Source organism: Streptomyces sp. NPDC057617, from assembly GCF_042800555.1.
GTDB lineage: Bacteria > Actinomycetota > Actinomycetes > Streptomycetales > Streptomycetaceae > Streptomyces.
Map to the genome: position 1 here is coordinate 184,480 of NZ_JBHVGV010000007.1, position 22,312 is coordinate 206,791.

A 22,312-nucleotide genomic window follows, 5' to 3' on the forward strand; every position below is an offset into this window, starting at 1 on the left:
CCGTACGGGCCCGACGGCCAGGAATCCGGAGATCACTGGGACGGCGCGCCCGTACGGCGGTGGAGGACATTAGCTCTTCTTGATGGCGTAAGCGTAGAACTGCGAGTTGAGCCCGTTGAGCGGGTAGCCCGACAGCTTGGTCGACGCCACCACGATCTGCGGGTACAGATACAGCCAGTCGCTGGCCGCGTCCTCCGCGATCTGGTTGTTGACCTTCTTCAGCAGCGCCGTCTGCTCATCGGTGGTGTCCGACTGCTCGGCCTGCTTCACCCACGCGCCGACCTGCTTGTTGTCGTAGCCCCAGTAGAAGTCCGGGTCCCCGTACCAGACGACGTCCCGGTCGTTGACATGCTCCTGGAGCGTCGCGCTGAAGTCGTGGTTCTTGTAGACCTTCGTGTACCACTCGTCCGGCGTGATGATGTTGATCTTGACGTTGATGCCGACCTTGGCCAGTTCCGACTTGATGAAGGTGGCCGCGGTCGGGTGCGGGTCGTAGTTCGGGGTGTCGAGGGTGAAGTCGAAGCCCTTGGCGTAACCGGCCTCCGCGAGCTGCTTCTTGGCGAGCGCCACATCGTACGGATTGACCTTGGTGAGGTCCTCGTACCACGGGTCGGTCGGCGGGACCATGGAGCCGATCAGCGTGCCGTGGTCGCCCCAGACCGACTGGAGCAGCTTCTTGTTGTCGATCGCCGAGCTGACGGCCTTGCGCACCTTCACATTGTCGAAGGGCTTGACCTTGTCGTTGAAGGCCAGCAGCAGCTTGGTGGTCGAGTTCCCGTCGTTGACCTTGTACGCCGGGTTGCTGGCGAACTGGTCGAGGGCGTCCGGGCTCTGCTCGCTGGTCACCACGTCCACGGCGTTGGTGAGGAGCGCGTTGTTGAGGGCGGTCGCGTCCTTGTAGTAGTGGAAGACGACCTTGGCGTTGGTCGCGGGCGTTCCCCAGTAGCCGGTGAAGCGGTCGAGGCTGAGCGCGGAGCCGCGGGTCCACTTGTCCAGCTTGTACGGTCCCGTGCCGTCCTCCGACGTCTTGAGGTCCTTGGCCTCGGAGTTGACGACCCACACATAGCTGAGGTTGTAGACGAACGAGATCGACTTGGACGAAAGGGTCACCGCGACGGTCGCCGGGTCCGGGGTGGCGATCGACTTGATCATGTCGAAGCTGCTCTTGCGCGCCGACTGGGAGTTCTCGGCGGTCACCTTCTCGATGCTGTACTTCACATCCGCGGAGGTGAGCTTCTTGCCCGAGTGGAACGTCACACCGTCACGGAGCTTGAAGGTGTACGTCAGGCCGTCCGGGCTGACGGTGTAGTCCTTGGCGAGCTGCTTCTCGACCTTGCCGCTGTCGGTCAGCCTGAACAGGCCTTCGTAGACATTGCCGTTGAGCGCTTCGGTGACGCCCTGGCCGCCGCCTCCGGTGTTGTCCAGATTCTGCGGTTCGTAGAGCGAGCCGATGCCGATGGTCGCGTTCTTGTCGTACGAACCGGAGGGCGTGCTGCTCTTGTTGTCGTTCCCGGAGCCGCAGGCGGTGAGGGCCAGGGCCAGGGCGACCGCGAGGGCGCCGCCGAGCAGCGGCCGGGACAGCGGACCGGGCAGCGGCGAGGACGATGCTACGGGCCGCGGTACGGGCAGCGGTACGGACTTTCTCATCTCTTCTACTCCTGATCAACGGCCGGACGGGGCCCGGGGGCGGATGCCCGCGGAGGGCCGGTCCGGCTGTGGTGCCGTGGTGGGATCTGCTCTGCTCAGCTCAGCGAGTAGCCGCCGCGGAAAACCGGGACCTTCTCGCCCGCGTGGACGGGCAGGTGCAACCGGTTCTGCCGGGGCGGCAATGGACAGTTGTACTGAGCGGAGAATCCGCACGGCGGCACGAAGGCGCGGTTGAAGTCGAGTATCACCGTTTCGCTCTCCCCCTCGCGCGGGACGAACAGGAACCGGCCCGCGCCGTATGTGTCGGCGCCATTGGTCGGATCGCCGAAGACCAGGAGAAGCGTTCCGTCGTCGTCGAAGGCCGACAGCGTGTAGTCCACACCGTCCAGTGTGACGTGGATATCACCGGGAACGACCAGTTCCCGGCTGCCTCCGCTGTCTCTGATGTGCTCGAACGGAACGCGGCGGTCGGCGGCGACGGGGGCGAACGCGGCCTCGACGACCCAGTCCGGCCGAAAAGGGTAGGTGTCGATGGACAAGAAGTGCTGGATCGCCGGGGCGTCGGCGTCCCACAGGCGCAGGCCGTGCTCGGGCTCGCCGGTGTGGAGATCGGTCCGCCGCACCGTGGTGACGGTCACACGGCCGTCCCCGCCGAGCTGTTCCTCTTCCGCCGCCTTGGCCTCCTCGGCGTCGGTCCCCTGCGGCAGCCAACGGGTCTCGACCAGCGCCAGATTCCCGAGCGGCCCGGTGACGGCCGTCTGCCGGGAGGCCCGCCAGGCGTCGAAGCCGGCCTGTGCGACGGCTATGGCCGACGAGGAAGCACGGGTTTGTACGGACATGCGTGACTCGCTCCGGTCTGCGTCAAAGGTTCGATCCGGCGCGCGTTGTCGCTGTCGGGTCTGGAACGAGTGGATCGTACATGCGAGGGATCATTTCCAGCCATAAACGCCCACTCTTCGAGACAGCCGTCTCATGGCTGGGCTCCGGGTGCGCTTGGACCGATGAGTTCCGGTGGCGGGGCCGGTCTGCCCTTTCATGAACACGAATACGAACATGGACATGAAGGTTGATCTTTTCGATTTCGGACCCGTGTGCCGGCGGGTGGCCGGGGTGGTGGGCGGTATTCGCGATGAGCACCTCGCCGGGCCGACGCCGTGTCCCGCGTACACGGTGCGGGAGGTGCTCGGACATCTCGTCGGGCTGACGGTGGCGTTCCGGGACGCGGCACGGAAGGAGCTGGGCCCGACGACGGATACGTCGCCGAACTCCGCGCTGCCCGTACTCGTCGACAACTGGCGTGAGCTGCTGCCGGGGCAGCTCGACGAACTGGCCGAGGCCTGGCGGGCGCCTGAGGCATGGGAGGGCGCGACCCGGGTCGGCGGGGTCGAACTGCCGGGGGCGGTCGCGGCGACGGTGGCGCTGAACGAGGTCCTGATCCATGGCTGGGACCTGGCGCGCAGTACGGGCCAGGAGTACGACCCGGACGAGGCGAGCCTCCAGGTGTCCTACGGGATGCTGGCGCCTGCGGCGGAGCCGGCCGACACGGATCCGGCTCCGGAGGGTCTGTTCGGGCCGCCGATCGTGCTGCCGGCCGGCGCGCCGCTGCTGGACCGCGTCATCGGCCTGAGCGGCCGCGATCCGGGCTGGCGCCCGGCCTGACACCGGACCGCGCGAACCGGGGCAGGTCCGGGCGCGCCCGCCCGGGGGCCGGGGGGCCTCACGGTCGACGGCGCCCGGACCTGCTCCCCCCCGCGGTTCGTCCTCAGGCGCCGGACGGGCTGCCGCGCTGTGTCCTCAATCTGTGTCCTCAATCGCCGGACGGGCTGCTGTGTTGTGTCCTCAGGCGCCGGACGGGCTTGGTTTGCCCCTCCGGAGCAAAGCGCGGGCCTGCTGCTGGAAGTGGGCGTCCGCCGCGACGAGGGTTCTCGTATCGCCCGTGGCCCAGACTCTGCGGTCTCGTTCCGCCAGGTCCGTCAGGCGGGCGCGGTGGTCCGGGGTCAGGGTCGCCGGGCCCAGGGCCGTGAGCGCGTCCAGGGCTCCTCGGGGGTCGGCGTTCTGTTCGGCCGCGGTGAGGAGTGTGGCGGCCAGATCGCCAAGGTCCTGGGTGGAGGGGACCACGGCGAGCAGGGCCAGGACCGCTGACGGTGCGCGGCGGAGATCGGTCAGCTGGTGCTCCAGGGCCGGGCGCAGCGTGGCGGCCGCCGGGCCGAGCCGGGCGGCCGCCCGTGCCGCCCGTATCGCCGTCCACGTCGACCAGTCGTGGTCCGCGTCCGCCAGTACGCCCGCGATCACCGGCACGGCATCGCCCGGGTCACCGGTCCCCCGCCACAGCGCGAGGGATATCTCCAGATCGGCGTCCATGCGCGGGGTCGTCCGGCGCTCGTCCTCCCCGCCGAGGGCGGCCCGGAGCGCCGGAAGCAGTACGGTCGCGTCCTGGCCCAGCCCGTCGGCGGCGCCGGCGGCCTCCCGAATCCGGTAGGGATCGCCGCAGGCCAGTTCCGCGGTGATCGCCGTCAGCAGCGGCCCGCTCTCGCCGGTCAGCCCGTGCAGTGCCCGCGCCGCCGCGAACCGGCCCTCCTCCGGCCCCGATTCGGCCGCTGCACGCAGTGGTCCGACGGCCCGCGCAGGGGCGGCCGCCGCCAGCGCGCGCGGTACGACGAGGGGGAACCGGCCCAGTGCCGCGACGAGTTCGGGAAAGGCGGGCGCGGCACGCTCGCCCCAGTGCGTGAGCAGCCGGGCCAGATGGATCGGCTCGTTCCCCTGGAGATCCGGGTCGGCCAGCCGCGCGCGGACGGCCGCCAGCAGCTCCGGGTGGTACGGGAACGGCACGGCGTCCCGCCCGTCCGGGAAACCGACGGCCGCGCCGAGGGCGCCGGGGCGCTCGGGCAGATCCCGCGCGAGCAGCGGGGCCGCCCGCTCCGGGTCCACCAGGACGAGGGAGCTGAGCGCGCGGTCCGCGAGATCGCCGCCGCCCGAGGCCAGAGCGGCCAGCGCCGGGGCGGCGGGAGCCGCGTGCGGGCCCAGCTTGTCCAGTACGAGGAGCGCCGCACGCGCCGGCGTCGGGTCGTCCAGCAGGCCGATCACCGCAGGCGCGAGCCGCGCCGGGGCACTGCGCGAGAAGTCGCAGGCCTGCTCAGCGGCCCACAGCCCCTCCGCCCTGCTCTCCGCGTCCGGCGCGCGGAGCACCGCGTCGAGCAGGGAGAGCGCCGCCTCACGGTCGGCGAGGGTGTCACGCTCCAACAACGCTTCGACGATGAACTGGAGGGGCTCCGACCGGTCGTGGTCGAAACGGTCGGCGGCCAGATCGTCCAGCGGAAGCAGCGAAAGCACCGCCTCGTGGTGCGCGGGCGTCCAGGGCAGCCCGGCGTCCAGCGAGGCGAGGACCCCGGCGATCCTCAGCTCCGGCGGCTCCCCGGGGTCGAGCGCCGCGATCGCCTCGGACACCGATCCCGCCGGGTCGAGCAGCACGATCCCGGAGAGCAGTTCGGCCCGTACGAGAGCGTCCTTCTCCCGCTCACGCCGCCGCAGCAGCACCGGAAGCACCGCCTCCGCCGCCCCCGTACCGGCCGCCGTCCAGACCGCCGCCTGCCGCAGCCGCGCCTCGCCGTCCTCCACGAAGGGCAGGATCAGGGGCAGTTGGGCGATGACGGCCGCCCGGCAGGCACCGGGCTCGGACTCGCTCGGGCCGCGCTCGTGCTCGCCCTCCGCTATTCCGCCGAGCAGGACCAGCAGGTCCATGCTCTGGACCCCGGCCGCGGCCAGCCGCGCCAGATACGGCACGGCCCGCGCGGTGGCGTCGTACACCGAGCCCTGGTGGAAGATGCTGCCGTACAGCTCGTCCAGAGCCTCCGACCCCTCTTCCTCGTCCTCACTCGCCAGCCCTCGGAGCAGCCCGGGCACATCGGCCGCGCTGCCATAGGCGTGCTGAAGGTCCGCCCAGGGCTGGGCGTCCAGATCGGCGAATACCTGTACGAGATCCATGACCGGCATCGTGCCACGGGGGTCCGACAACGCCCCGGCCTTGTCCACAGGGCAGGCCCTCAGTCCGCGTTCAGCCCCCGCCCGTGCGCCTCGTCGTACGCCGCCCGCGACTGCGCGATCGTCACGCGGTGGCGCTCCGCCCAGTCCGTCAGCCCCAGCAGTGAGGCGTGCAACTCGCGGGCGACGGGCGTCAGTTCGTACTCGACCTTGGGCGGGACGGTGGGATGCGCCGTACGGATCAGCAGCCCGTCGCGCTCCAGATTCCGCAGGGTCAGCGTGAGCATCCGCCGGCTGATGCCCTCGATGGAGCGCTCCAGCTCGGTGAACCGGATCGGCCCGTGGGCGGCCGCGATCAGGATCAGGACGCTCCATTTCCCGGCGACCCTGTCAAGAACTTCCCGCACCGGGCACGCCTGCGCGTGCACGACCTGTGCCGTTACCCGCGTGTTCCCCTGGGACATCGAAGTGCCTCCTTACGACGGACTCCACGGTCACCCACGATAACCCCCGTTACATATCGTGCACCTTTGGAGGTCCAAGCCATGGTCCAAGCCATGGACGGGGTCGTAGTGCCCTCCCGTCACTCCCGCTGGACAGCGCTGGTTGTGCTGTGCGCAGGGACCCTGATGACCGTCCTCGACGGCAGTATCGTGACCGTGGCGATGCCCGCCATCCAGTCCGGTCTCGGCTTCTCCCCGGCCGGTCTCGCCTGGGTCGTCAACGCCTATCTCATCGCCTTCGCCGGGCTTCTGCTGCTGGCGGGCCGGCTCGGCGATCTCATCGGGCGGCGGCGGATGTTCGTCTCGGGGCTCGCCGTCTTCACCGTGGCCTCACTGCTCTGCGGGGTCTCGACCAGCTCCGGTGCCCTGATCGCCGCACGCTTCGCGCAGGGCATCGGCGGGGCGATGACCTCGGCGGTCGTCCTGGGCATGCTGGTGGCGCTGTTCCCCGAGGGCCGTGACCGGGCCAGGGCGATCGCCGTGTTCAGCGCGGTCGGGGCCGCGGGCGGGGCGCTCGGCACCTTTCTCGGCGGCGCCCTCACCTCGGCTCTCGGCTGGCACTCGATCTTCCTGATCAATCTCCCGATCGGGGTGGCCGCGCTGATCGCCGCCCTGCGCGTCCTGGAGAACGACCGCGGCCAGGGCCTCGGCAAGGGGGCCGACTACGCGGGCGCGGTGCTGGTCACCGCGGCGCTGATGCTCGGGGTCCACACCATCGTCAGGGCCGCGGACCGCGGCTGGGCGTCCACCCCGACGCTCGGTTTCGGGGCGCTGTCCGTGCTGCTGCTCGCGGCCTTCGCAGTACGGCAGGTGTACGCGGCCGATCCGCTGCTGCGGCCACGGCTGCTGCGCTCCCGGACCCTGGCGGGCGCGAATCTCGTCCAGCTTCTGATGGTCGCCGGCATGTTCACCTTCCAGTATCTGGGCGCGCTCTACATCCAGCGGGTGCTGGGTTTCGACGAGTTGCTGACGGGCCTCGCGTTCCTGCCCGCGCCAGTGGTCATCGGGGTGCTGATGCTGGGTTTCTCGGCACGGCTGACCGTACGGTTCGGGCCCCGGCGGGTGCTGCTGGCCGGGCTCACGCTGATCGTCGCCGGGCTGGCGCTGCTCGGACGGGCGCCCGCGGACGGTACGTACGCGATGGACGTACTGCCCGTGATGCTGCTGCTCGGGACCGGTTTCGGGCTGGCCATGCCGGCGCTCACGGGCCTGGCGATGGCGGACGCGCGGCCGGAGGACGGCGGTCTGGCGTCCGGCCTGTTCAACACCGGCCAAGTGGTGGGCGGTGCGCTCGGTCTGGCCGTCACCGCGGCCCTCGCGTCCGGCCGGACCCGCGAGCTGCTCGGGGCGGGGGAAGACCCGGTCCCGGCCCTGAGCGGCGGCTACCAGCTCGCGTTCCGTACGGCGGCGGGCGTGGCCGCGGTGGCGCTGCTGGCCGCAGCCGTTCTCCTCCGTACAGAAGGGCCGCGTAAGGAAAAGCCCCGCAAGAAGAAGGCCCGTACGGTCAAGTCCGGTACGGAAAAGCCTCGTACAGGTGAGCCACGTACGAACAAGCCGGGAACCCCTACCACTCATACGGGTTGATCCCGGACTACTCCCGTAATCTCGTGATCCGGCCGGTGCGCACCGCGGAAACCGGTGCGCACCACGGGGGGAAAGGGCCGGTACGTGATCCACGCGCTCCGCAGACTGCTGCGGGTCCCGGCGGTGCTGGCGATGTGCGTCATCGGCACCGCGTGCACCAGCAGCGGTACCAGCACCGGCATCGGCATCGGCGCCCCGCAGGCGCCGGCCGCGCTGGACGATCCGGCGAAGAAGGAGATCGCAATGCGGCTCGTCTCCAGCGCCGAGAACTCCTCGCTGGACTGGAAGGCGCAGTACGGCTACATCGAGGACATCGGCGACGGCCGCGGCTACACCGCGGGCATCGTCGGATTCTGCACCGGCTGCGGCGATCTCCGACTGGTCGTCCAGCGGTACACGAAGGCCCGCCCCGGCAACGCGCTTGAGCGTTTCCTCCCCGCGCTGCGCGCGGTCGAGGGCAGCGCGTCCCACGAAGGGCTCGGCCGTGCCTTCACCGACGCCTGGAAGAAGGCGGCCGAGGACCCGGCCATGCGGCAGGCCCAGGACGCGGAGCGCGACCGGATCTATTTCGGTCCGGCCGTCGCACGGGCGAAGGCCGACGGTCTGGGCGCGCTGGGGCAGTTCATCTACTACGACGCCTATGTGATGCACGGCTACGCCGACGCCAAGGGCTCGGCAGGCTTCCGTACGATCCGCGAACGCGCCCTGCGCCGGGCCGAGCCGCCCGCTCGCGGAGGCGACGAGACCGCGTATCTCGGCGCGTTCCTGGACGCGCGGGCCGCAGCGATGCGCGACGAGCCGTCCCATTCCGACACCAGCCGGATCGACACGGCCCAGCGGGTCTTTCTCAATCGGGGCAATCTGGACCTCGATCCCCCGCTCGACTGGTCGGTGTACGGCGACCGTTACCACATCGCCGGCAAGTAGCACCCACCGGAGCGGTCGACTTGTAGTCAACTGTCCAGCCCTCACGCCCTCTTCACACCCGAACGGGTATACGACACCTCTCGCCTTTGGTAGGAAAGCTTCCTAACAGATAGCGCAACCAGGAACTCTCCCCCACGGAGGTCAGGGTGCCCACCCCCCACGTACGCACTGTCCTGCTCGCACTGACGCTGATCGCTCTTCCCGTCACCGCCACCACCCTGGCGAACGCGGCACCGAACCCCACCGGTGCCGCCGCCACCGCCCTCGCCCCTGCCGCCCCCGCCGCGGCGGCGGGACTCGACGACCCGGCGAAGAAGGAGATCGCCATGCAGCTCGTCTCCAGCGCCGAGAACTCCTCGCTGGACTGGAAGGCCCAGTACGGCTACATCGAGGACATCGGCGACGGCCGCGGCTACACCGCCGGCATCATCGGATTCTGTTCCGGTACGGGCGACATGCTCGACCTCGTCGAGCTGTACACCAGCCGCAAGCCGGGCAACCCGCTCGCCTCGTATCTGCCCGCCCTGCGCAAGGTCGACGGCACGGACTCGCACCAGGGCCTGGACCCGGGCTTCACCTCGGCCTGGAAGCAGGCCGCCAAGGACTCCGCGTTCAAGACCGCTCAGAACGACGAACGCGACCGGGTCTACTTCAACCCGGCCGTCAGCCGCGGCAAGCAGGACGGGCTCGGCACGCTCGGGCAGTTCGCGTACTACGACGCCATCGTGATGCACGGCGACGGCGGCGACAGCACCAGCTTCGGCAATATCCGCAAGCGCGCCCTGGCCAAGGCGAAGACCCCGGCCCAGGGCGGCGACGAGAGGCAGTATCTGCACGCCTTCCTCGACGCCCGGGTCTGGGCGATGAAGCAGGAGGAGGCGCACGAGGACACCAGCCGGGTGGACACCGCGCAGCGGGTGTTCCTCAACAAGGGCAATCTGAACCTGGATCCGCCGCTGGACTGGAAGGTCTACGGCGACAGCTTCCACATCGGCTGAGCGAGCCGTTGCGTATCGGCTGAGCCGACCGGCCCGCGAGCCGACCGGCCACTGAGCCAACAGGCCGGCGCGGGATCCTTCCCGCGCCGGCCCAGGTGGTTGAAGACAGGTTCAGGACTCCGCGGCGATCCGTGCGAGCCGCCGCGCCTCGGCACGGGTGGAGCGGGCGATGGCGTCCTCGTCCACCCTGGTCAGACGCCCGTCCTCGACCACCGGCCGCCCATTGACCAGGGACAGTGTGACGGGCGCGGCGGCGCCGAGAACCAGCGCCGCCACCGGGTCCGCGATCGAGGCATGAGCGAGGGTGTCCAGCTTCCAGAGCACCAGGTCGGCCAGCTTGCCCGCCTCGATCGAGCCGATCTGCCCCGCGCGGCCCAGGACTTGGGCGCCGCCGTACGTACCGAGGCGCAGCGCCTGACGGGCGTTCAGGGCAGCTTCGCCATGCGCGCCGAGGCGGTTGATGAGCAGGGCGTTGCGCAGCTCGGTGCGGAGTTCGCCGGACTCGTTGGAGGCCGTGCCGTCGACCCCGAGGCCGACCGGGACGCCCGCCGCGAGCATGTCCGGGACCCTGGCGATGCCGGCCGCGAGCCGGGCGTTGGAGGACGGACAGTGCGCGACTCCCGTGCCGGTACGGGCGAACGCGGCGATGTCCGAGTCGTTCATATGGACGCAATGGGCCATCCACACATCGGAGCCGAGCCAGCCGGCCGACTCGAAGTAGTCGGTCGGGCCCATCCCGAACAGCTCCTTGCAGAACTGCTCCTCCTCCACGGTCTCACTGCCGTGCGTATGCAGCCGTACGCCCTTGCGGCGTGCCAGCTCCGCCCCTTCCCGCAGCAGATCGGTGGAGACGGAGAAGGGCGAGCAGGGCGCGACCGCGATCTGGGTCATCGCGTCGAAGGCGCTGTCGTGGTGGCGGTCGACCGTTTCCTCGGTGGCGGCGAGCGCGGCGTCGAGGGTCTCGACGGCGAAGTCCGGGGGCAGTCCGCCGTCGGACCGGCCACGGTCCATGGAGCCCCGGGCGAGGGTGAACCGTACGCCCGTCTCGGCGGCGGCCCCGATGATCGCGCCGGACAGATCGCCCGTACCGCGCGGATAGACGTAGTGGTGGTCCATGGCGGTGGTGACCCCGCCGCGGGCCATCATCGCGAGTGAGCCGCGCGCGGCCGCCCGTACCATCGGCTCGTCGATCAGCGCCCAGACCGGGTAGAGCGCGACCAGCCAGTCGAAGAGATTGTGGTCGGTGGCGAGGCCGCGGGTGATCCACTGGTAGAAGTGGTGGTGCGTGTTGACCAGGCCGGGGGTGACGAGATGGCCGGTGCCGTCGATGCGGCGGACCACTCCGTCGAGACCTGCCGGAGCCGCGCCGGGGCCGACGGACTCGATCCGGTTGCCCGCGACAACCACATGCCCCGAGGCGTACTCGGTGTCGAGGGCGTCCACGGTCGCGATGGCGCAGTTCTCGATGACGATGCGCGAAGCCGCCATGGCGGTTCTGCTCCCTGCGTTCAGAGTTGGGTGAGGTCGAGCGGGATGCGGGGCTCGGCTCCGTCGCGCAGAACGGTCGCCTCTATCAGACCGTAGGGGCGATCGGCCGCGATATATATCTCATTTTCGTTCTTCAGCCCGAAGGGCGCCAGATCGACCAGGAAGTGGTGCTTGTTCGGCAGGGAGAAACGGATCTCATCGATCTCGCCCTGGTTCTCGATGACGCGCGAACCCATCTGGTAAAGGGTCTGCTGGAGCGAGAGCGAATAGGTCTCGGCGAAGGCACGGAGGATGTGCCGCTTCGTCCGGGCGTACGAATCGTCCCAGTCCGGCATCGGTTCGTCGTCGCCCGACCAGTGATGGCGCCATCTCACGGAGATCTCGGTGGCGAGAATACGGTCGTACGCCTCGCGGAGCGTGGTGTATTTGTCCTTGACGAAGCCCCAGAACTCGGAGTCCGTCGAATTCATCACGGTCAGGTCCTTGAGGCCGGATATGACCTCCCAGATCTCGCCGTCGAAGGTGATCTGGGTGACACGGGTCTCCTGTCCCGTACGGACGAAGGAGTGCGCCGGCGCGTCGGGGCCCGCTTCATGCGAGGGCTCGTCCACGAAGGCGATACGGTCCCAGGCGTACTCCTCGATCCGTATGCGCGCCTGATGGATCGGTCCCTGGCTGGTGACGAAATGCCGGGCGAGATGGATGCCGAACTGCTCGGCCGACTCTATTCCGTACTCCTTGGCGAACGCGTACACCGTGTTCTTGGTGGTGTCGGTCGGCAGCACATGAGCGTTGGAGCCGGAATAGTGGACGTCCGCCATATCACCCTGGAGCGCGACGGAGACGTTCAGGTCCTTGATGTGGTGGGTACGGCCGTCCCGGGTGATCCTGACGACACGGGTTTCCGCTTTGCCGTACTGGTTCTGGCCGAGCATCGTGGGCATTTCTGCTAGCTCCCTCGGTATACGGAGTAGCCGAACGGGTTGAGCAGGAGCGGTACGTGATAGTGCTCGCCGGCGACGACGGTGAAGGTGACCGTCACTTCCGGGAAGAAAGCACCGTTGTCGAAATACGCGTCGGTCGCGAATTCGAGACGTACCTGAACCGTTCCCTCCGGCAGGGCCGGCAGATCCTTGCAGCGCCCGTCGGCGTCGGTACGCGAGCCGCCGAGCGTCTGCCATGCCTCGTCGGTACCGGTGCGGGCCGCGAGCGAGACGGCGACATCCGCGGCGGGGCGCCCGGTGCTGGTGTCCAGGATGTGCGTGGACACCGAAGCGGTGGACGCGGTGCCGGCGCTCATGAGTGGTTGTCTTCCGCTACGAGACCGGCCAGCCGGATGCGGTTGATCTTGCCCAGCTCGGCACGCGCGATGGCGCGCTCCCGCTCGGGCGTGTGCGCAAGCCGTTCCCTGAGGGCGTCGCGCATCTCCTCGCCGGTCGCGCCGGTCGCGCAGATCAGGAAGACATGTCCGAACCGCTCCTGGTACGCCAGATTCAGTTCGAGCATCTCGGCCCTGAGCGCCCCGGACGCACCGGCCATCCCCCGCTGCTCGCGGGACGAGACCGGGTCTCCGGGCTTCGGCCGGCCGATCGGCGGGTGCCCGGCCATCGCCTCGGCCAGATCCGTGTCGGCCAGTTCACCCATCACGGTGTCGGCGGCGGCGAAAAGGCCTTCTTCGGTGGCGTACGGACGGCGGGCGAGCAGCTTCCTCCCCCATGCCTCACTGGCGCACACCTCGTGCAGCAGGGCCAGAAACGCACTGTCGGACAGGGTGTTGAACCGGACCAGGCCCGGTGTCGGAGCCGGTGTCGACGTCACGGGAGCCTCCGTGGCTGTGCTGGGGGGGCTGCGCATAGCTAACGCCCTCGGCACTCCATCGTCAACACTTTGTTGAAGCCCTGTATACGACCGTACGGCGATACGGCGACGCCCCCTCCCTCTGAAGCGCCTCAAGCCTCGTGCCTCAAGCCTCGTGCCTCAAGCCTCGCGCCTCAGGCCGGCGACTGATCGCCCTTCGCCGCGTTCTCGCGGTTGAGGTAGTTGTAGACGGTGAAGCGGCTGACCCCGAGGGCGCTCGCCACCGTCTCCACACCGTGCCGTACAGAAAAGGCGCCGCGTGCCTCCAGTGTCCGTACGACCGACTGCTTGGTCTTGCGGTCCAGGTCCGCGAGGGGCATGCCGTGCCGGCGCTCAAGTCCGGCCAGGATGTGGTCCAGGGACTCCGAGAGCTGGGGCAGCCGTACGGCGAGGACGTTCTCGCCCTCCCAGGCGAGTACGACATCGTCGGGGCGGGCCTCGTGCGGTGCGAGGAGTTCACCGCCGATGGCGTCGACCAGCGGCTTGACGGCCGTCACAAAGGGATCGTCCGGCGGCCCGCTCACCGCCCGGCCTCCGCACGCGCGCCGTCCGCCCCGTGATCGCCGCTCCCGGCCCCTTCCGTCCCGTCGGTCCCGATCACATTGATCTGGAGCGACACCCGCGTCGCCCCGGCCGCCAGCGACCGCCGCAGCACGGTGTCCACCGTGCTCAGTACGGCCTCGGCGCCGCCCTCCGCCGTATTGCCGAAGGGTCCCACGTCGACGGCGTCCAGCGCGGCGCCCATGACCACCTCACGGGCCACCACCGCGTGCGCGGGCGCCTCGTCGAGGTCGAACGGTTCGGTCGTGAACTCGACTCTCAGTCGCACTGTGCCTCCATCGCGCCGCGCCCCGGGTCGAGACGACCCTAACCGAAGGGAAACGCGCTTCGACCGGCCACGACCTACCGCGGCCGGCCTCCCCGTCACAAGCCGCGGATCTCCTGGGTGCAGCATTTCGCGCCGCCGCCCGCCTTGTGGAACTCCGACAGATCGACGGGCACGGGTACGTACCCGTCCCGGGCGAGCTGCCCGATGAGCCCCACCGCCTCGGGCGCGACGATCACATGGCGCCCGTCGGAGACGGAGTTCAGCCCGAAGGCCATCGCGTCCTCGCGGCTCGCGATCAGCGCCTGCGGGAAGAGCCGCTCCAGGACACCGCGGCTCCCGGGCGAGAACGCCCCCGGGTAGTACGCGATGTTCTCGTCGTCCAGGGCGAACAGGGCGGTGTCCAGGTGGTAGAAGTACGGGTCCACGAGCCGCAGGGCGACCGTCGGCACCCCGAAGAACTCCTGGGCCTCCTGGTGCGCCGCGACGGTCGTGCGGAAGCCGGTGCCGGCCAGGATCAGCCCGCCGACCGGTACGAAGTCCCCCTCGCCCTCGCACACCGCGTCCGGGGTGTGCGTCTCGTACCCCGCCTCCTTGAACCACGCCGCGTACACGCCCGCTTCGGGCTGCCGCTGCGCCGCGTGGAAGCGGGAGCCGAAGACCTTCCCCTCCAGAACGAGCGCGGAATTGGCGGCGAACACCATGTCGGGCAGTCCCGCGACGGGCTGGACGGTCTCGACCGTATGGCCGAGGCCACGGTAGGCGCGTACGAGCGACTCCCACTGGGCGCGCGCGAGGGCGGTGTCGACGGGCTCGTCCAGACGCATCCAGGGGTTGATGGCGTAACTGACGGCGAAGTGGCGGGGTTCGCAGGTGAGATAGCGCCGGGGCCGGGGCACGCGGACAGGCGGCACGGGGTTTCCTCTCGCCGACGGGAACGCGACGGGAATGCGACAGGGCAACGCGATGGGGCGAACGCGAGGGGGATGCGACGGGGGAACACGACGGAGCTGCGGCGGAGCGCCTGAAGGAAAAAACGGGATGCCTCAACGATAAGAACCGGACGAGACGGCCCTCAAGCCGCGGATGTTGCGTGCTGACGCAAGAATGCGACGTGGCGGGGCCGTTCGGCGGCGGTTCGTTGCGTCCGGCCGTCCACCGCACGGAGGGGGCACCGCGAAGCCCCGGATTTCCGCCGTCTTCCCCCGTCACCTCTTGACAGCCCAGGAGCCCCACAGGCAGGCTTTCCATCAAGCAGAAGATGACTTCCGCAATACGGAAGGAGCGCCTGACTCCTCATGGCCCCTCTCTCCACGAACGGGCGCGGCACAGAGCAGCGCTTCGATGTGAACCTGTCCATCCTCTTCACCGAGCTTCCCCTGCTGGAGCGCCCCGCGGCCGCCGCGGCGGCGGGCTTCGGCGCGGTGGAGCTGTGGTGGCCCTGGATCGACACCCCCACCCCGCCGGAGGCCGAGCTGACTGCGCTGAAGAAGGCGCTCGACGACGCGGGCACCCAGCTCGTGGGGCTGAACTTCTACGCCGGACAGCTTCCGGGACCCGACCGCGGCGCGCTCTCCGTGCCCGGTGAGGAATCCGAGCGCTTCCGCGCCAATATCGAGGTCGCGGCCGGCTTCGCCGACTCCGTGGGCTGCCGCGCGCTCAACGCGCTGTACGGCAACCGCGTCGAGGGTGTCGCCCCGGACGTCCAGGACGCCCTCGCCCTGGACAATCTCGTGCTGGCCGCCCGCGCGGCCCACGAGACCGGGGCGACCCTGCTGGTCGAGACGCTCAACAAACCGGAGTCCCCGCGCTATCCGCTGGTGAGCGCCGAGGCCGCGATCGAGGTCGTCGACCGGGTCAACGAGGCCACGGGGCTCGGCAACGCCGCGTTCCTGCTCGACCTCTACCACCTGTCGATGAACGGGGAGGACCTGCCCGGGGTCATCGACCGGTACGCCGACAAGACCGGCCACGTACAGATCGCGGACAACCCGGGCCGTGGCGCGCCGGGCACCGGGGCGCTGCCGCTGGACGATCTCATCGGGCGGCTGCGGAAGGCCGGTTACGCCGGCTGGATCGGCCTGGAGTACAAGCCGGGCGACCGCCCGAGCGCCGACGCCTTCGGCTGGCTCGCCAACTGACCACCTTCACGGGCGTGTCGAGACGCGCGCGCGTGTGCTGAAAGAGGCCACCTCATGAGTAATCTTCCCAAGATCGCGTGGATCGGCCTCGGCATCATGGGCTCGCCCATGTCCGAGAACCTGATCAAGGCCGGTTACTCGGTGACCGGTTACACCCTGGAGCAGCCCAAGCTCGACCGGCTGGCCGCGGCCGGCGGCTCGGTCGCGGGCTCGGTCGCCGAGGCGGTCGGGGACGCCGATGTCATCGTCACGATGGTGCCCGCCTCCCCGCAGGTCGAGGCCATCGCGTACGGCGAGGACGGCATCCTGGAGAACGCCAGGAGCGGCGCGCTGCTGATCGACATGTCGTCCATCACCCCGCAGACCTCGGTGGATCTGGCGAAGAACGCGGCCGGGAAGGGCATCAGGGTGCTGGACGCCCCGGTCTCCGGCGGCGAGGCCGGGGCCATCGAGGCGGTGCTCTCCATCATGGTCGGCGGTGAGCGGGCCGACTTCGACGCGGCCAAGCCGCTGTTCGAGGCGCTCGGCAAGACCATCGTGCTGTGCGGGCCGCACGGCGCGGGCCAGACGGTGAAGGCCGCCAACCAGCTCATCGTCGCGGTGAACATCCAGGCGTGCGCCGAGGCCGTGGTCTTCCTGGAGAAGTCCGGGGTGGACCTCACGGCTGCCCTCGACGTCCTCAACGGCGGGCTGGCCGGCTCGACCGTACTGACCCGCAAGAAGGACAACTTCCTGAACCGGGACTTCAAGCCCGGCTTCCGGATCGATCTGCACCACAAGGACATGGGCATCGTCACGGACGCCGCGCGCAATGTCGGGGCCGCGCTTCCCGTCGGCGCCGTGGTCGCCCAGTTGGTGGCCTCCCTGCGCGCGCAGGGCGACGGCGGCCTGGACCACTCCGCGCTGCTGCGCTCCGTCGAGCGCCTCTCCGGTGACCAGGTCTGACCGTCGGTGAGCAGATCCGACCGAGCCGGACACTCCGGCCGTCCCGACCGGGCACCGGCCCCCTGAACCCGGGCGGCGCCAGCGCTGACACCTGTCCTGTCGCGCCCAGGCGCTGCCGCCGCCCGGACCCACCCGGCCGTACGTGAGGCCACGCGCGTACGGCGTACGGAAGAGCGCGGAGTACGGGACCCTCCCGTACCCCGCGCTCTTCTGCGTGCCCGGCGCGGGCCGGGCACGGGACCGTACGGCTGTACTGGGACGGTCGTACGGCTGCACGAGGACGGCGGTACGTACGCAGACGACGGCCCCCGCACCGGAACCTGCCCGGTGCGGGGGCCGTGTCCCTCCGCCACTGACCGGTCGGGGGTCAGGTCAACGGCAGGATCTCCGTGGGCGCGTGCCACGGCTCGGTGGCGAGATCCTCGAACTCGTTCACGCTCGCGATGTCGGTACCGCTCATCGAGATATTCGTGATCCGCTCCAGGATCGCCTCGACCACAACCGGCACCCGGAACTCGGCGGCGAGCTTCTTCGCCTCCTCGAAGGCCGGCAGCAGCCCGTCCGGCTCGGTGACCCGGATCGCCTTGCATCCCAGGCCCTCGGTGACCTTGACATGGTCGACGCCGTAGACGCCCAGCTCGGGCGAGTTGAGGTTCTCGAACTCCAGATTGACCTGGAAGTCGATGTTGAAGTTGCGCTGCGCCTGGCGGATCAGCCCCAGGTACGAGTTGTTCACCAGCACATGCACATACGGGATGCGGTGCTGCGCGCCGACCGCCAGTTCCTCCAGCATGAACTGGAAGTCGTAGTCCCCGGAGAGGGCGACGACCGTGGCGTCGGGGTCGGCGACGGCGACACCGAGCGCGGCGGGGACGGTCCAGCCGAGCGGTCCCGCCTGACCGCAGTTGATCCAGTGGCGCGGCCGGTAGACATGCAGCATCTGCGCGCCGGCGATCTGCGAGAGGCCGATGGTGGTGACGTACCGGGTCTCGGGACCGAACGCCCGGTTCATCTCCTCGTACACCCGCTGCGGCTTGAGCGGCACATTGTCGAAGTGCGTACGGCGGTGCAGCGTGGCCTTGCGCTCCTGCGCGGACGCGGCCCACGCGGCGCGGTCGGGCAGCTCGCCCGCGGCCTTCAGTTCCTTCGCGACCTCGACGAAGAGTTCCAGCGCGGCCGCCGCGTCCGAGGCGATGCCGTAGTCGGGTGCGAAGATCTTGCCGATCTGGGTGGGTTCGATGTCGACATGGACGAACTTCCTGCCCTGGGTGTAGACATCGAGCTTTCCGGTGTGCCGGTTGGCCCAGCGGTTGCCGATGCCGAGGACGAAGTCCGACTCCAGGAAGGTCGCGTTGCCGTAGCGGTGCGAGGTCTGGAGGCCCACCATGCCGGCGTTCAGCTCGTGGTCGTCCGCGATGGCGCCCCAGCCCATCAGGGTCGGGATGACCGGGGTCCCGGTCAACTCTGCGAACTCGACGAGCAGTTCGGAGGCGTCGGCGTTGATGACACCGCCGCCCGCGACGATCAGCGGGCGCTCGGACGCGTTGAGCATCGCGAGGGCCTTCTCGATCTGCGCGCGGCTCGCGGCCGGCTTGTAGACCGGCAGCGGCTGGTACGTCTCGGGGTCGAACTCGATCTCGGTGAGCTGGACATCGAGCGGCAGGTCGACGAGGACAGGACCCGGGCGGCCCGAGCGCATCAGATGGAAGGCCTGCTGGAAGACGCCGGGCACCTGCGCGGCCTCCAGGACGGTCGTCGCCGACTTGGTGACGGGCCGGGCGATGGAGGCGATGTCGACGGCCTGGAAGTCCTCCTTGTGGATCACCGCGGTCGGTGCCTGGCCGGTGATGCAGAGGATCGGGATCGAGTCACCGGTCGCGGAATAGAGGCCGGTGATCATGTCGGTGCCGGCGGGCCCGGACGTACCGATGCAGACACCGATGTTGCCCGGGTGCGTACGGGTGTAGCCCTCGGCCATGTGCGAGGCGCCCTCGACATGGCGGGCGAGCGTGTGATGGACCCCGCCGGAAGCCTTCAGTGCTGCGTAGAAGGGGTTGATCGCGGCGCCCGGCACACCGAACGCATTTGTCACGCCCTCGCGCTTGAGGATCTCAACTGCCGCTCGGGCAGCGGTCATTCGAGGCATGGAGTACTCCTGCTTCGGCCGGCGGATTCGGGCTCTGTCGCGCCACCTGAGAGTCGATTCCGTAATGCGGAAGTTTAGTTCTGAGATACGGAATCAATTTAGGATGGACCGGGTACGGCGTCAAGGGATGGCCGAAGACGCTCCCCCATGGCCCGCGCCCTGGCGTCATGCGCCCTCGTCATGGCCTCGCCGGTGGTGGACCATGGAATGACGGAGCGCGGCGGGCGCGGCGCGGCCGGAAAGCCAGGAAGCCGGGAAGGAGTGCCGGGTGAGTGAGAGCGTCCCGGTGAGCTGCCCGTCCTGCGGCCGCAGGCACACCTTTGTGGCCTCGGTGCACTCCTGCGCGTGCGGGGCTCCGGTGGCGCCGTCGCTGGCCAAGGGCGCTCCGGTCGAGCCGGTCACGCAGCGCAGTTGGGCGGAGGAGTGGGTGCGGGTCCGCTGTGCGGCCTGCGGGCGGGAGGACCACTGGCCACGGCCGGAACTGGGCTGCGCATGCGGGGCGATGCTGCGGATTCCGCTACGGCGCGAGGGGGCGGCGGGCCCTGCGGCGGATGCTGTGGCGGGTGGCCCTGTGGCGGGTGATCCTGCGGCGGGCCCCGCACGGCCTCCCGCCGGGCCGCCCGCGCATATTCCGCTGCCCCGGACCGCTGCGGCGGCGCGCCCCTCCTTCCGCCCGCTGACGATCCGTACCGCCGACGACGCGGTGACGGCCGCCGCGCTCTATCTGCGCTGGCTGGGGTTCAAGGGCGTCATCCGGACCGGCGAGGGCAGGGCGGGCAGGCCCGCCGGTATCGACCTGCGCGGCCCGGGTGTGCTCGCCCAGGTCGACCCGACGACCCGCCCGGCCACCCCGCGCTCCGTCGAGTGCCTCTGGCTGAACGGGCTGAACGCCTCCGTGGTGAGCGTCTTCTTCTCCCTGGCGGGGTACGCCGACGAGGCCCGCGCCCGCGCGGACGAACTGAGCGTGCCTCTCTTCGTCCTCGACCTCACAGGCACCCCGCGCCCGGTCAACGGCCCGGCGGACGAGCTGGTCTCGGCCGGCGCGTGAGATCCCGCTTCAGTGCCGGCGGCCTTCAGCGTTCGGCCTTCAGCGTTCGCGGCCCGGGCGCGGGCCCAGAGGCGCTCCGTGCGGGGACAGGTGCCCGGCGAACCACTCCCCGGCCAGATCCGCCACGGCTTCGAGCGCGCCCGGTTCCTCGAAGAGGTGCGTGGCGCCGGGCACCACGGCCACCCGGTGCTCGCAGCGCAGCCGGTCGGCCGCCTGCCGGTTGAGGCGCAGGACCTCGGTGTCCGCACCGCCGACGATCAGCAGCGTGGGCGCCCGTACCTCGGCGAGCCGGCCCGCCGCGAGATCGGGACGGCCGCCGCGCGAGACCACCGCCGCGATGTCCATATGCGGCTCGGCCGCCGACATCAGGGCCGCGGCAGCGCCGGTGCTGGCACCGAAGTAGCAGACCGGCAGGGGGTGTTCGCGAAGCAGCCACTGGGTGGTCAGGGTGAGCCGCTCGGCCAGCAGTCCTATGTCGAAGACATTGGTACGGTTCATCGCCTCGTCGGGCGTGAGCAGATCGAACAGCAGGGTGCCGAGGCCGGCCCGGTTCAGGACGGCGGCCACGGCCTGGTTGCGGGGGCTGTGCCGACTGCTTCCGCTGCCGTGCGCGAAGACCACGATGCCCGGCGTTCCGTCCGGCACAACCAGATCCCCGGGCAGCCGGACCGGCCCGGCGCTCACCACGACCTCGGGGTCCGCCATGCCCGTACCCGTACCCATGCCCGTACCGGTGCTGGTATCGGGCCCGGGGCCGGTTCCAGTGCCGGTTCCGGTTCCGGTGCCGGGGCCGGTTCCGGGGCCCGTACGCGTACCCCTGCTCGTGCCCGTAGCGGCACTCGTACGTACGGTCCCGCCGTCCTCCGGCATCGCGCCTCGGGCCAGCAGGGTGGCGACCTCGTCGTCGCCGGTCTGTGCGAAGTCCACGTACCACTGGCCGACCGAGCCGAAGTACTCCGGCGACGACAGGCACACCACCTCGTCCGCCTCCTGGCGCAGCCAGGCCAGGGCCTCGGCCGGTGCCAGCGGTACGGCCAGCACCACCCGCGCCGCACCGCGCGCCCGCGCCACCCGGCAGGCGGCGGACGCGGTGGAGCCGGTGGCGATGCCATCGTCGACGATCACCGCCGTACGGCCCCTGAGCCGGACCGGCGGGCGGTCGCCCCGGTAGCGCCGCAGCCGCAGCTCCAGCGCCGCCCGCGCGTCCTCCTCCACCGCCGCGCGCTCGCGCGCGCCGACCCGGGCCGCGCGGACCACATCCTCATTCATGATCCGCACCCCCTCCTCGCCGATCGCGCCGAATCCCAGCTCGGGCTGGTACGGCACGCCCAGCTTGCGTACGGCGATCACATCGAGCGGCGCGGCCAGTGCCCGGGCCACCTCGTACGCGACCGGGATCCCGCCGCGTGGCAGGCCCAGCACCACGGGATCGACAAGATCCATCCGTTCCACTTCTTCGGCCAGCCGTCTCCCGGCGGCCGTTCGGTCGACGAAGCGCATGATCCGCCTCCTCTGCCGGGGCTCTGCGGCCCGTATCGGGAACTCTTTCCATCCAACCCCAAAACACCTGAACCGGCAGGACCGTCGCAGAAGCGTCAATGATGGCCGTCGGCGCCGATGACGGCCGTCAATGGCGGCGCAGCACACGGGGCAGAACGAACCACAGACCTACGAACATCGCGGTCGAGACAGCGGTGATCACGACCGCCGGCGTCCGGCCGAGCACGACATCCATCAGCAGCAGGACGGCGCCGTTGAGCGAGAGGGCGAGGAAGACCAGCCCCGCTTCGGCCAGCCGTCCCGAAAGATCCACGATCCGGCGCTTGACACCGCGGTGGAACAGGCCGCGATGCAGCGCGACCGGTGTCGCGAGCAGCGCGGAGGAGACCACGGTGAGCAGCAGGGTGACCACGTAGGTGTCGCGCTGGAAGTCGTCGAGGCCGGGAAACCGGTTGGTGAAGGCCACGCCGAGGAGGAAGGCGAAGACGATCTGCACCCCGGTCTGGACGACCCGCAGCTCCTGGAGGAGTTCCACCAGATTCCGGTCTGCTCGCTGGTCGGGGGTCTCCTGGCGAACCGGCTCATGGCTGTCCTGCCGACCGTCCCGCCAGCTGTCGTCATCCGGTCGCATGGGCATGCCCCATTCTCCGCCACCCCCGGGAATCGGGCCGGAAGGACTCTCCGTACGGAAGCGGATGCCCCATAGCGCACGGCGAAGTCCTGG

The 22,312-nt window shown here is 70.1% G+C and carries 21 protein-coding genes; 7 read left to right on the forward strand and 14 right to left on the reverse strand.

Annotation, left to right across the window (positions count from 1 at the left end; genetic code table 11):
- Window positions 1–69: 69 nt before the first annotated feature.
- Both ACFU9P_RS19290 and ACFU9P_RS19295 read right to left on the reverse strand, forming a co-directional pair.
- Entirely contained in the window at window positions 70–1,647 is a 1,578-nt protein-coding gene (locus tag ACFU9P_RS19290) for an ABC transporter substrate-binding protein (RefSeq protein WP_384082223.1), read from the reverse strand.
- Window positions 1,648–1,742: 95 nt separating this feature from the next.
- Window positions 1,743–2,486 carry a DUF1684 domain-containing protein gene (locus ACFU9P_RS19295; RefSeq protein WP_384082226.1) on the reverse strand — a complete coding sequence of 248 codons (744 nt, stop codon included), beginning with the start codon at window positions 2,484–2,486 and terminating at the stop codon, window positions 1,743–1,745.
- 214 nt (window positions 2,487–2,700) lie between these two features.
- Between ACFU9P_RS19295 and ACFU9P_RS19300 the strand changes: the two genes are divergently transcribed.
- On the forward strand, window positions 2,701–3,306 hold the full coding sequence (locus ACFU9P_RS19300; protein WP_384082229.1) for a TIGR03086 family metal-binding protein: 606 nt from the start codon (window positions 2,701–2,703) through the stop codon (window positions 3,304–3,306).
- Between the two features lie 180 nt (window positions 3,307–3,486).
- On the opposite strand, the gene ACFU9P_RS19305 is transcribed toward ACFU9P_RS19300, so the two are convergent.
- Together ACFU9P_RS19305 and ACFU9P_RS19310 are read right to left on the reverse strand one after the other, a co-directional pair.
- Complete coding sequence (locus tag ACFU9P_RS19305; RefSeq protein WP_384082232.1) at window positions 3,487–5,628, reverse strand: hypothetical protein; 2,142 nt, start codon at window positions 5,626–5,628, stop codon at window positions 3,487–3,489.
- 59 nt (window positions 5,629–5,687) lie between these two features.
- Entirely contained in the window at window positions 5,688–6,089 is a 402-nt protein-coding gene (locus tag ACFU9P_RS19310) for a winged helix-turn-helix transcriptional regulator (RefSeq protein WP_384082235.1), read from the reverse strand.
- Between the two features lie 93 nt (window positions 6,090–6,182).
- On the opposite strand from ACFU9P_RS19310, the gene ACFU9P_RS19315 reads away from it, so the two are divergent.
- The 3 genes from ACFU9P_RS19315 (at window position 6,183) to ACFU9P_RS19325 (ending at window position 9,637) form a co-directional block, all read left to right on the forward strand.
- The gene (locus ACFU9P_RS19315) at window positions 6,183–7,712 is read left to right on the forward strand and encodes an MFS transporter (protein ID WP_384082238.1); all 1,530 of its coding nucleotides are present in this window, start codon (window positions 6,183–6,185) and stop codon (window positions 7,710–7,712) included.
- Between the two features lie 132 nt (window positions 7,713–7,844).
- Window positions 7,845–8,639, forward strand: a complete 795-nt coding sequence (locus ACFU9P_RS19320; RefSeq protein ID WP_384082692.1) for a chitosanase — start codon at window positions 7,845–7,847, stop codon at window positions 8,637–8,639.
- Between the two features lie 146 nt (window positions 8,640–8,785).
- Window positions 8,786–9,637, forward strand: a complete 852-nt coding sequence (locus tag ACFU9P_RS19325) for a chitosanase (protein WP_384082241.1) — start codon at window positions 8,786–8,788, stop codon at window positions 9,635–9,637.
- Between the two features lie 111 nt (window positions 9,638–9,748).
- Here ACFU9P_RS19325 and ACFU9P_RS19330 read toward each other — a convergent pair whose 3' ends face one another.
- From ACFU9P_RS19330 to ddaH, 7 genes are all read right to left on the reverse strand, one after another.
- Complete coding sequence (locus tag ACFU9P_RS19330) at window positions 9,749–11,125, reverse strand: 8-oxoguanine deaminase (protein ID WP_384082244.1); 1,377 nt, start codon at window positions 11,123–11,125, stop codon at window positions 9,749–9,751.
- A 20-nt stretch (window positions 11,126–11,145) separates the two neighbouring features.
- The gene (gene pucL / locus ACFU9P_RS19335) at window positions 11,146–12,069 is read right to left on the reverse strand and encodes a factor-independent urate hydroxylase (protein ID WP_384082247.1); all 924 of its coding nucleotides are present in this window, start codon (window positions 12,067–12,069) and stop codon (window positions 11,146–11,148) included.
- A 5-nt stretch (window positions 12,070–12,074) separates the two neighbouring features.
- Window positions 12,075–12,425, reverse strand: coding sequence for a hydroxyisourate hydrolase (gene uraH, locus ACFU9P_RS19340; RefSeq protein WP_384082250.1), 351 nt, complete (start codon window positions 12,423–12,425; stop codon window positions 12,075–12,077).
- Window positions 12,422–12,979 carry a 2-oxo-4-hydroxy-4-carboxy-5-ureidoimidazoline decarboxylase gene (uraD, locus tag ACFU9P_RS19345; RefSeq protein WP_384082253.1) on the reverse strand — a complete coding sequence of 186 codons (558 nt, stop codon included), beginning with the start codon at window positions 12,977–12,979 and terminating at the stop codon, window positions 12,422–12,424. The genes uraH and uraD overlap by 4 nt, the downstream gene beginning before the upstream one ends.
- Before the next feature lie 137 nt (window positions 12,980–13,116).
- A complete protein-coding gene (locus ACFU9P_RS19350; RefSeq protein WP_384082256.1) occupies window positions 13,117–13,506 on the reverse strand; it encodes a helix-turn-helix domain-containing protein in 390 nt (129 codons plus the stop codon).
- Window positions 13,503–13,811 carry a hypothetical protein gene (locus ACFU9P_RS19355; protein ID WP_384082259.1) on the reverse strand — a complete coding sequence of 103 codons (309 nt, stop codon included), beginning with the start codon at window positions 13,809–13,811 and terminating at the stop codon, window positions 13,503–13,505. Before ACFU9P_RS19355 ends, ACFU9P_RS19350 begins: the two co-directional genes overlap by 4 nt.
- Before the next feature lie 95 nt (window positions 13,812–13,906).
- Window positions 13,907–14,722, reverse strand: coding sequence for a dimethylargininase (ddaH, locus tag ACFU9P_RS19360; protein WP_384082262.1), 816 nt, complete (start codon window positions 14,720–14,722; stop codon window positions 13,907–13,909).
- Between the two features lie 384 nt (window positions 14,723–15,106).
- Between ddaH and ACFU9P_RS19365 the strand changes: the two genes are divergently transcribed.
- Window positions 15,107–15,949, forward strand: a complete 843-nt coding sequence (locus tag ACFU9P_RS19365; protein WP_376380693.1) for a TIM barrel protein — start codon at window positions 15,107–15,109, stop codon at window positions 15,947–15,949.
- A gap of 54 nt (window positions 15,950–16,003) precedes the next feature.
- Entirely contained in the window at window positions 16,004–16,894 is an 891-nt protein-coding gene (locus tag ACFU9P_RS19370; RefSeq protein ID WP_376380690.1) for a 2-hydroxy-3-oxopropionate reductase, read from the forward strand.
- Window positions 16,895–17,261: 367 nt separating this feature from the next.
- Here the strand turns inward: ACFU9P_RS19370 and gcl are convergent, their stop codons facing one another.
- Entirely contained in the window at window positions 17,262–19,031 is a 1,770-nt protein-coding gene (gene gcl / locus ACFU9P_RS19375; protein ID WP_384082267.1) for a glyoxylate carboligase, read from the reverse strand.
- Window positions 19,032–19,308: 277 nt separating this feature from the next.
- Here gcl and ACFU9P_RS19380 point away from each other — a divergent pair, with 277 nt between their 5' ends.
- Window positions 19,309–20,088, forward strand: coding sequence for a hypothetical protein (locus tag ACFU9P_RS19380; protein WP_384082270.1), 780 nt, complete (start codon window positions 19,309–19,311; stop codon window positions 20,086–20,088).
- A gap of 39 nt (window positions 20,089–20,127) precedes the next feature.
- Here the strand turns inward: ACFU9P_RS19380 and ACFU9P_RS19385 are convergent, their stop codons facing one another.
- Window positions 20,128–21,588, reverse strand: a complete 1,461-nt coding sequence (locus ACFU9P_RS19385; RefSeq protein ID WP_384082273.1) for a phosphoribosyltransferase family protein — start codon at window positions 21,586–21,588, stop codon at window positions 20,128–20,130.
- A gap of 127 nt (window positions 21,589–21,715) precedes the next feature.
- Window positions 21,716–22,225: a DUF6328 family protein gene (locus tag ACFU9P_RS19390; RefSeq protein ID WP_384082276.1), complete on the reverse strand. Its 510-nt coding sequence runs from the start codon at window positions 22,223–22,225 to the stop codon at window positions 21,716–21,718.
- Window positions 22,226–22,312: the final 87 nt, after the last annotated feature.